Source organism: Streptomyces sp. NPDC127068 (assembly GCF_042724695.1).
In the GTDB taxonomy this organism is placed as follows: domain Bacteria; phylum Actinomycetota; class Actinomycetes; order Streptomycetales; family Streptomycetaceae; genus Streptomyces.
Genome location: NZ_JBHXEN010000026.1, coordinates 1 through 3,090, shown reverse-complemented (window position 1 = coordinate 3,090; position 3,090 = coordinate 1). Strand labels below are relative to the sequence as shown.

General features: G+C 73.0%; 2 protein-coding genes. Both read left to right on the top strand.

Translation table 11 applies throughout. From position 1 onward, the window contains the following. The first annotated feature begins 197 nt into the window (after positions 1-197). On the top strand, positions 198-1,064 hold the full coding sequence (locus ACFWIA_RS17990; RefSeq protein ID WP_387005831.1) for a universal stress protein: 867 nt from the start codon (positions 198-200) through the stop codon (positions 1,062-1,064). Between the two features lie 237 nt (positions 1,065-1,301). Continuing rightward, complete coding sequence (locus ACFWIA_RS17985) at positions 1,302-2,996, top strand: VanW family protein (protein WP_387005829.1); 1,695 nt, start codon at positions 1,302-1,304, stop codon at positions 2,994-2,996. Positions 2,997-3,090: the final 94 nt, after the last annotated feature.

Genomic DNA, 3,090 nt, shown 5'->3' with positions numbered 1-3,090 from the left:
GTGGGGCCGTCATGGACGTTAACCACCTGCCCCCGCCGGGGGGGCCGGACCCCGGCCCGGCGGTCTCCGGCCCCCTCGCAGGAAAGCGGGCACCGTTCTCGGGACGATCGGCCCTGCCCCGGCTCCGGCAGGTGCGGAAGGCTGGGGCACGGAGCGGTGACGTCGCCGCTCCGTCGCGTCACGAGGAGGCATGGCAGATGACCCGCGCTATCGCTGTCGGGGTCGACGGCTCACCGGCGAGTGAAGCAGCCGTCGACTGGGCGGCCCGGGAGGCGTCCCTGCGGCGGCTCCCGCTCCGGATCGTCCACGCACCGTGGTGGGAGCCGCGCGACTTCCCCGTGATCGAGGGGGACGACGCGCTGGACCGGGCCGCCGCACAGGTGGTCTCCGAGGCGGGTGCACGGGCTGCGGACGGGCGCCCGGAACTGTCGGTCACCACCGAGGTGCTTCCCGAAGCGCCGGTTCCGGCACTGCTCGCCGCGGCGCGTGACGCCGAGATGCTGGTGCTCGGATCCCGGGCCCAGGGTCCGGTCCTGGGTTTCCTGCTCGGATCGCACGGTCAGCGGGTGATCTCCGACACGACCCGGCCCGTGGTCTCGGTGCGCGCCACCGAGGACGGCCCCCGCCCGAGCGGGGAGGTCGTCGTCGGTCAGCAGGGCACCGCCGAGGACAGCGACCCGGCGCTCGGCTTCGCCTTCGCCGCCGCCGCCGCGCGAGGTGTCCCGGTGCGGGCCGTGCGGGCGTGGAACCTGCCGCCGCTGCACGCGCTGAGCCGCGAGTTCCTGCACCGCACCGATGAGGCGGGCGGCCTGGAGCCGCTGGAGCGCGAGGAACTACGGAAGGTGCTCGCGCCGTGGCGGGAGCGCTTCCCCGAGGTGCCCGTGGTGGAACACGTGGAGATCGGGAGCGCCGGGCAGGTCCTGCTCGCCGCGTCGACCGGTGCGGAGCTCCTGGTCGTGGGCCGGCGGGCCCGCTACACCCCGACCGGCGGGCTCATCGGCTCCGTGGCCCATGCGGCCCTCCACCACGCCCGCTGCCCCGTGGCGGTGGTCCCGCACCAGTGAGCCGGGTCCGGGGCGTCGTTGCGGTCTGCGGACCGGGCGTCCCGGAGTCGGGCCCGGCTCGACGGGGGCGGGCCCGACGGCCGGCGGCGGTCGCTGCGCAGTCGATCATCAGCCGGCTAGCGGCCCCTTCCAGCCATTTACCATTTGACTATATTTGGCACGGTAGGGTCGTGAGTACCATCGCACCGGCCGGGCCGCGTCCCGGCCGTTTCCGTGCCGGCCATCCCGGGGAGTTCCATGCGCCGCCGAATACATCCCGCTGCCGCCGTGGGCGGCGCCGCCGTGCTCGGAACGGGCGCGCTCTACCTCACCGGCCTGCTGCTCACGGCCGAGGAAGCGCCCACCGGGACGAGCGTCCTGGGGGTGGACATCGGAGGGCTGGAGCAGGGCGAGGCCCGGCAGAAGCTCGACCGGGAGCTCCGGACGGTCACCACGGCGCCGATCGACGTGACCGTCGGGGACGGCACCGACCGGGTGGCACCGGCTGCGGCCGGTTTCCGGGTGGACACCGAGGAGACCGCCGCCGATGCCACCAGGTCGGGCAAGGGCCCGTTCACGGTGATCGGCAACCTCTTCGCGTCGGACGGCGGTCCGGTCGATCCGGTGGTGCGCATCGACGAGGACCGGACCCGTCAGGCCGTGCAGGACCTGGCGGAGAAGCACGACCGTACGGTGCGTGAGGGAGCGGTCACCTTCGACAAGGGTGCCCCGAAGGCCGTCCCGGCCCGCACCGGGCTGTCCCTGAACGTCGACGAGTCCGTCGACCTGCTGCGCGACGCCTACCTGTCGCCGGAGCCCGAGACCGTCACCCTGCCCGTGCGCGAGAGCGCACCACGGGTCGGCGCGGCCGAGACGGAACGCGCGATGCGCGAGTTCGCCCGGCCCGCCCTCTCCGCGCCGATCGTCCTCACCACGGACGAGGGACGGATCACCCTCACTCCGGCCACGCTGAGCAAACACCTCAGCATGCGCCCGGACGACAAGAACCGGCTCCAGCCCGAGCTCGACGGCAAGGGCCTGTTCAAGGATCCGGCAGTGGCCGCCGCCGCCGTGGACGCGGTCACGACCGAGCCCAAGGACGCGACCCTGCGGCTGGACGGCGACCGGGTCACCGTGGCCACGGACGGCACCCCCGGCCAGAAGGTCACGTCCGAGGCACTGACCAAGGCCGTCGTCCCCCTGCTGACCGAGTCGGGGGCCGCCCGCACCGGCGAGGTGGCCACGGTCAAGAAGCAGCCGACGCTGACCCGCGCGAAGCTCCCCGAGCTCGGGTTGACGGAGAAGGTGTCGTCGTTCACCGCGAACTTCGAGAAGGCCGCGTACCGGACGAAGAACATCGGCCGGGCCGCGGAGCTCATCAACGGCTCGACGGTCATGCCGGGCGAGACCTGGAGCTTCAACGACACCGTGGGCGAGCGGACGACCGAGAACGGGTTCGTCGACGGGATCATCATCCTCAACGACAAGTACACCAAGGCGTCCGGCGGCGGCGTGTCGACGGTGGCCACCGCGATGTTCAACGCCATCTTCTTCGCCGGGGTCAAGCCCGTGGAGTACGGCGCGCACTCCTTCTACATCGAGCGCTATCCGGAGGGCCGGGAGGCCACCGTCGCCTGGGGCAGTCTGGACCTCAAGTTCGCCAACGACTCCGGCAAGGCCCTGCACATCCTGACGAGTTCCACCGACACCTCGATCACGGTGACCTTCCTCGGCACCAAGAAGTACGACTCGGTGGAGGCCAGCAAGGGCCCCCGGACGAACATCAAGGAGCCCGGCACCCGGCCCGGCGCGGAGAAGGACTGCCAGCCGCAGACCCCGCTGGAGGGATTCGACGTCACCGTGGAGCGGATCTTCCGCAACGACGGCGTGGAGGTGAAGCGGGAACCGTTCCACACCCGCTACACGCCGCGTGACGAGGTCACCTGCGACTGACCGCGCGCGCACGCGCCGCGGCCCGCGGCCCGGCGCGCCCCCCCCGGGCGCCACCCGGCGCGGGCCGCCGCGCGGACCCACGGGGGCGGCACGC

Excerpts from the sequence above, each read along its gene's own strand:
- ACFWIA_RS17990 (WP_387005831.1), top strand. The coding sequence starts at position 198 with ATGACCCGCGCTATCGCTGTCGGGGTCGACGGCTCACCGGCGAGTGAA.
- ACFWIA_RS17985 (WP_387005829.1), top strand. The coding sequence starts at position 1,302 with ATGCGCCGCCGAATACATCCCGCTGCCGCCGTGGGCGGCGCCGCCGTG.